At 62.9% G+C, this 6382-nt stretch carries 5 protein-coding genes; all 5 read right to left on the bottom strand.

What is annotated here, in order from left to right:
* Nucleotides 1–537: 537 nt before the first annotated feature.
* Nucleotides 538–1962 carry a gamma-aminobutyraldehyde dehydrogenase gene (locus ACIPL0_RS30420; protein ID WP_400602962.1) on the bottom strand — a complete coding sequence of 475 codons (1425 nt, stop codon included), beginning with the start codon at nucleotides 1960–1962 and terminating at the stop codon, nucleotides 538–540.
* Nucleotides 1963–2164: 202 nt separating this feature from the next.
* Nucleotides 2165–2992, bottom strand: a complete 828-nt coding sequence (locus tag ACIPL0_RS30415; protein ID WP_400602963.1) for an ABC transporter permease — start codon at nucleotides 2990–2992, stop codon at nucleotides 2165–2167.
* Nucleotides 2982–3932 carry an ABC transporter permease gene (locus ACIPL0_RS30410; RefSeq protein ID WP_400602964.1) on the bottom strand — a complete coding sequence of 317 codons (951 nt, stop codon included), beginning with the start codon at nucleotides 3930–3932 and terminating at the stop codon, nucleotides 2982–2984. Before ACIPL0_RS30410 ends, ACIPL0_RS30415 begins: the two co-directional genes overlap by 11 nt.
* A 1-nt stretch (nucleotide 3933) precedes the next feature.
* Nucleotides 3934–4971, bottom strand: a complete 1038-nt coding sequence (locus tag ACIPL0_RS30405) for an ABC transporter ATP-binding protein (protein WP_400602965.1) — start codon at nucleotides 4969–4971, stop codon at nucleotides 3934–3936.
* 202 nt (nucleotides 4972–5173) lie between these two features.
* Nucleotides 5174–6325 (bottom strand): putative ABC transporter substrate-binding protein YdcS, encoded by a 1152-nt coding sequence (ydcS, locus tag ACIPL0_RS30400; RefSeq protein WP_400602966.1) that lies wholly within the window; start codon nucleotides 6323–6325, stop codon nucleotides 5174–5176.
* Nucleotides 6326–6382: the final 57 nt, after the last annotated feature.

Genomic DNA, 6382 nt, shown 5'->3' with positions numbered 1-6382 from the left:
TCAGGCTGAACGCCATGGTTCGGGATGGAAAACCATGGCAAGACTCGCCTGCCAGCCGTTAGTCGGGTGGGAGGCTTAAGACAGTTGGCTCCCTCAATAGTTCGTGCACCCAGTGCAATGAACAAAGCCTCAAGCCGGCTCCATTCCAGATTGCTGGGCACGGGTTTGGAGAAGACGACTTTTAGAACGATCTTATGTCGGTTATTCATGGTATCAAAATATGATACCGAACAGCTTCAACCAACAGATCGGGTGTAGGAAGGAGCAGCGTGCCAGTGCCGAATTGTCTGAAATGCCATTCGCTGGATTTTGTGTCGAGTCTGGATTTCCGACACATTGAACCTAATGTGGGAAGGAACTCTGCTCGCGATTGCGGTTAATCCGCCAAGACAATGTTGACTGATATGGCGCTATCGCGAGCAGAGCTCCCTCCCACGGGGATTTTGTCCGGCTGGCTGGCGATGGCGTTCTTGAGATCGCCACCGCCGGCAAGCCGGACTGCTATGGGAAGGCGTTGCCCCTGATGGTTGTGGCGGATCAGTGTTTGAACATCACATGCCGAACAGTGGTGTAGTCCTCCAGGCCGTACATGGACATGTCCTTGCCGTAGCCGGAGAGTTTCTGGCCGCCGTGGGGCATTTCGCTGACCAGCATGAAGTGGGTGTTGACCCAGGTGCAGCCGTATTGCAGGCGAGCTGAGAGGCGGTGGGCGCGGCCGACGTCCTGGGTCCAGACCGACGAGGCCAGGCCGTAATCCGAATCGTTGGCCCAGGCCAGCACCTGCGCCTCGTCGTCGAATTTCGTCACCGAGACCACCGGGCCGAACACTTCGCGGCGGACGATTTCGTCGTCCTGCTGGACGTCGGCGATCACGGTCGGCTGGAAGAAAAAGCCGTTGCCGTCGATGGCCTTGCCGCCGGTGATCAGACGGGTGTGGGACTGGGCGATGGCGCGCTCAACGAAACCGGTGACGCGGTCGCGGTGTTGGGCGGTGATCAGTGGGCCCAGTTCGGTGCTCGGGTCATCCTGCGGGCCGACCTTGATGGTGCTGACCGCTGCGCCGAGTTTTTCCACGAACTTCTCGTAGATGCCGCTTTGTGCATAGATGCGGCAGGCAGCGGTGCAGTCCTGGCCGGCGTTGTAGAAGCCGAAGGTGCGGATGCCCTCGACTGCGGCGTCGATGTCGGCGTCGTCGAAAATGATCACCGGCGCCTTGCCGCCCAGCTCCATGTGCATGCGTTTGACGCTGTCGGCGGTGCTGGAAATGATGTGCGAGCCGGTGGCGATGGAGCCGGTCAGCGACACCATGCGCACTTTCGGGTGGGTCACCAGCGGATTGCCGACCGTCTGGCCGCGACCGAACACCAGGTTGAGCACACCGGCCGGGAAGATCTCGCCGGCCAGTTCCGCGAGGCGCAGGGCGGTCAGCGGCGTCTGCTCGGACGGCTTGAGCACCACGGTATTGCCGGCGGCCAGGGCCGGGGCGATTTTCCAGGCGACCATCATCAGCGGGTAGTTCCACGGCGCAATCGAGGCGATCACGCCCACCGGATCGCGACGGATCATCGAGGTGTGGCCCGGCAGGTATTCACCCGCTGCCGAGCCGCCCATGCAGCGGCTGGCGCCGGCGAAGAAGCGGAACACGTCGGCGATGGCCGGCAGCTCGTCGTTGAGCGCGGCGTGCAGGGGCTTGCCACAGTTGTCCGATTCCAGTTTCGCCAGTTCTTCGGCGTTGGCGTCGATGGCGTCGGCCAGTTTCAGCAGCAACAGCGAGCGGTCTTTCGGTGCGGTCTGCGACCAGCTCTCGAAAGCGGCATCGGCGGCACGCACGGCGGTGTCGACCTGTGCTTCAGTGGCTTCGTTGATTTCCACCAGCACCCGGCCCAGGGCGGGGTTGAACACCGGTTGCGCGGGACCGTCACCGGCGACCAGTTGGCCGTTGATCAGCAGCTTGGTTTGCATGGTTTGTCCTCTTGTTCGATCCGTAGGGTTCTTCGTCGCGGCACGTCGGCCTGCGACCGGTTGTTGATGGAATGCGGCCCCTTGTAGGAGTGAGCTTGCTCGCGATGGCGTTATGTCAGGCAGCGTTGCAGCGTCTGGTCCGACGGATCGCGAGCAAGCTCACTCCTACAAGGAATGGTGGTGTGTGCCGAAAAGGTTGTTCTTACTTCCCGCCACTGCCCGCCACGCTTTCGCCGCCGCGGGTCAGGTAATAGGCGCCGAGAATCGGCAGCATGGTCACCAGCATCACCAGCATGGCGACGACGTTGGTCACCGGCACATCGCGCGGGCGGCTGAGCTGGTTGAGCAGCCAGATCGGCAACGTGCGTTCGTGGCCGGCGGTAAAGGTGGTGACGATGATTTCGTCGAACGACAGCGCGAACGCCAGCATGCCGCCGGCCAGCAGCGCCGAGCCGAGGTTGGGCATGATGATGTAGCGGAAGGTTTGCCAGCCGTCGGCGCCCAGGTCCATCGACGCCTCGATCAGGCTGTGCGAGGTGCGGCGCAGGCGGGCGATGACGTTGTTGTAGACGATCACCACACAGAAGGTCGCGTGGCCGACGATGATGGTGAACATGCCGGGTTCGATGCCCAGGGTCTTGAACGCCGACAGCAACGCCAGGCCGGTGATGATGCCGGGCAGGGCGATGGGCAGGATCAGCATCAGCGAAATGCCGTCCTTGCCGAAAAAGTCACGCCGGTACAGCGCCGCCGAGGCCAGGGTGCCGAGCACCAGCGCGATCAGCGTGGCGACACAGGCGATCTGCAGCGACAGCTTGATCGCTTCCAGCACGTCGGGCCGGGCGAAGGCCACGCTGAACCACTTCAGGGTGAAGCCCTGAGGCGGAAAGCTGAACGCGGCGTCTTCGGTGTTGAAGGCGTACAGGAAGATGATCAGGATCGGGAAGTGCAGAAACACCAACCCGCCCCAGGCGGCGATCTTCAGGCCCCACGAGGCCTGGTCGCCGTTCTTTACAGGCTTAGAGCGCATCGAAGGCCCCCAGTCGTTTGACGATGGACAGGTAAACGGCGATCAGCACGATCGGCACCAGCGTGAACGCAGCGGCCATGGGCAGGTTGCCGATGGCACCCTGTTGGGCGTAGACCATGCTGCCGATGAAGTAGCCGGGCGGGCCGACCAGTTGCGGCACGATGAAGTCGCCCAGAGTGAGTGAAAAGGTGAAGATCGAACCGGCGGCAATGCCCGGCACCGACAGCGGCAGAATCACCTGCATGAAGGTCTGCCGAGGCGTCGCGCCAAGGTCGGCCGAGGCTTGCAGCAGCGACGGCGGCAGGCGCTCCAGCGAGGCCTGAATCGGCAGGATCATGAACGGCAGCCAGATATAGACGAACACCAGAAAACGCCCCAGATGCGAGGTCGACAGGGTGCTGCCACCGACCCCGGGAATGCCGAGGATCATCTGCAGCAGCGGCTCCAGCCCCAGATGCTGAACGAACCACTGGGCGACCCCGCCTTTGGCCAGCAGCAGGGTCCAGGCGTAGGCTTTGACGATGTAACTGGCCCACATCGGCATCATCACCGCGATGTAGAAAAACGCCTTGGTCTTGCCCGTGGTGTAACGCGCCATGTAGTAGGCGATGGGGAAGGCGACGATGGCGCTGGCGATGGACACCGCGACCGCCATGCCGAGCGTGCGCTGGATCACGTCAAAGTTGGACGGATTGAACAGCGCGGCGAAGTTGGCCAGGGTCAGGTCCGGCGTCACCGCCATGGTGAAGTCGTCGAAGGTGTAGAAGCCCTGCCAGAGCAGGGTCAGCAGCGAGCCCAGATAGACCGCGCCGAACCACAGCAGCGGCGGGATCAACAGCAGCGACAGGTACAGGTTCGGCCGCCGGTATAGCAGATTGGAAAAGCGCCGCAGCGGAGAAGGCCCGGTGAGTGGCGCCGGATGGGCGAGTGTCTGGCTCATGTCAGTGCGCCTCGGCGTGGCTGTCGTGCAGCGCCACCATCGCCTCCCGCGCCCAGCGGGCGGTGACGCGCTGGCCGGTCTGGTGACGGCTGCTGGTGTCCAGCCACTGCGTGTTGGCCTGGCTGACGCTGAGGGTCTGGCCGTTGTCCAGCTTCAGCTCGTAGCGGGTTGCGCTGCCCTGATACTGGATGTCGTGCAGCAGGCCGCTGACTTCGATTTCGTCGCTGGCCAACGGGCCTTCGGCAAAACGGATGTGCTCGGGACGAATCGAAAACGGCAGTTCGGTACCGCTGAGCAAGAGGGCGATGTCACCGCGCAGCACGTTGGAGGTGCCGACGAACTCGGCCACGAACGGCGTCGCCGGTTTCATGTACAGGTTGCGCGGGGTGTCGACCTGTTCGATGCGACCCTTGTTGAACACCGCGACCCGGTCCGACATCGACAGCGCTTCGGTCTGGTCGTGGGTGACGAAAATGAAGGTGATGCCGAGCTGGCGCTGCAGCTTTTTCAGTTCGCTCTGCATCTGCTCGCGCAGCTTGAGGTCGAGGGCGCCGAGGGGCTCGTCGAGCAGCAGCACGCGCGGACGATTGACCAGTGCACGGGCCAGGGCGACACGCTGGCGCTGACCGCCAGACAGTTGCACCGGCTTGCGCTCGCCATAACCGCCGAGGGCGACCATGTTCAGCGCTTCTTCGGCACGGCTCAGGCGCTCACTCTTGCCGACGCCCTTGACCTTCAGGCCGTAGGCGACGTTGTCGCGCACGTTCATGTGCGGGAACAGCGCGTAGTCCTGAAATACCGTGTTGACGTCGCGCTGGTACGGCGGCAGCCCGGCGGCTTCTTCGCCGTGGATGCGGATGGAACCGGCGCTGGGTTGTTCGAAGCCGGCGATCAGACGCAGGCAGGTGGTCTTGCCCGAGCCCGAAGGGCCAAGCATGGAAAAGAACTCGCCGTCCTTGATATCGATGGAAACCCGGTCAACGGCCTTCACTTCGCCGAACTGACGGGAAACGTGGGTGAACTGGACTGCAAGGGTCATGGTGAAACTCCAGTTGGCCCTGGCGGGAGCGGAACAATCCGCAAAGGGCCGGTACAAGCGGTGAATGTGTGGCTGAACCTTGTAGGAGTGAGCTTGCTCGCGATGACGTGGTGTCAGACAACGCTGCAGTGTCTGATCGAATGCATCGCGAGCAAGCTCACTCCTACAGGTTTTACGGTGTGCCGGGGATCGCGTTCCGGGTTTAACGCCCACCCATGATCGCGATGTAATCCTGGGTCCAGCGGCTGTACGGCACGTACTTGCCGCCCTCGGCCTGCGGGGTTTTCCAGAAGGCGATCTTGTCGAACAGGTCGAAGCCGTTGGTGGCACAGCCTTCGGCGCCCAGCAGCTCGCTGGCCTTGCACGCGGCTGGGACCACCGGCAGCGAGCCGAACCAGGCAGAAACGTCGCCCTGGACCTTCGGTTGCAGCGACCAGTCCATCCACTTGTAAGCGCAGTTCGGGTGCTTGGCGTCGGCGTGCAGCATGGTGGTGTCGGCCCAGCCGGTGGCGCCTTCCTGCGGGATGGTCGAGGCGACCGGCTGCTTGTCGGCGACCAGGCCGTTGACCATGTAGCCCCATGAACTGGACGCGGCGACGCCTTCGTTTTTCACGTCACTCATCTGCACGGTCGCGTCATGCCAGTAGCGGTGGACCAGCGGATGCTGCGCGCGCAGCAGGTCGAGCACGGCCTTGTATTGGGTTTCGGTCAGTTGGTAGGGGTCTTCGATCTTCAGTTCCGGCTTGGCGGATTTCAGGTACAGCGCCGCGTCGGCGATGTAGATCGGGCCGTCGTAGGCCTGCACGCGGCCCTTGTTCGGCTTGCCGTCCGGCAGGTTCTGCGGCTCGAACACCACGCTCCAGCTCACCGGCGGGGTCTTGAACACGTTGGTGTTGTACATCAGCACGTTCGGGCCCCACTGATAAGGCGTGCCGAAGGTCTGCTTGTTGACGGTGTACCACGGGCCGTCTTTCAGGCGCGGGTCGAGGGTTTTCCAGTTGGGGATCAGGTCGGTGTTGATCGGCTGCACCCGCTTGCCCGCCACCAGACGCAGCGAGGCGTCACCGGAAGCGGTGACCAGGTCGTAGCCGCCCTTGGTCATCAGGCTGACCATCTCGTCGGAGGTCGCGGCGGTCTTGACGTTGACCTTGCAGCCGGTCTCTTTCTCGAAACCGGTGACCCAGTCATAAGCCTTGTCGCTTTCGCCCCGCTCGATGTAACCCGGCCACGCCACGATATCCAGCTGGCCTTCGCCGTTGCCGACAGCCTTGAGCATCTCGGCGGCCTGCAAGGTGCCGCTGGCAAACAACGCGGTGACTACGGCGCCGAGAAGCGCGGTCTTTTGCACTGACATGATGTTCCCTCTTTTTCAAATTATGATCGGGGCAGTTTTGAACGATGAACCGGTGAA

This window comes from Pseudomonas sp. NPDC090208 (genome assembly GCF_044746785.1).
Taxonomy (GTDB): domain Bacteria; phylum Pseudomonadota; class Gammaproteobacteria; order Pseudomonadales; family Pseudomonadaceae; genus Aquipseudomonas.
The sequence above is the reverse complement of the archived record's forward strand: the minus strand, read 5'-3'. Positions and strand labels throughout refer to the sequence as shown.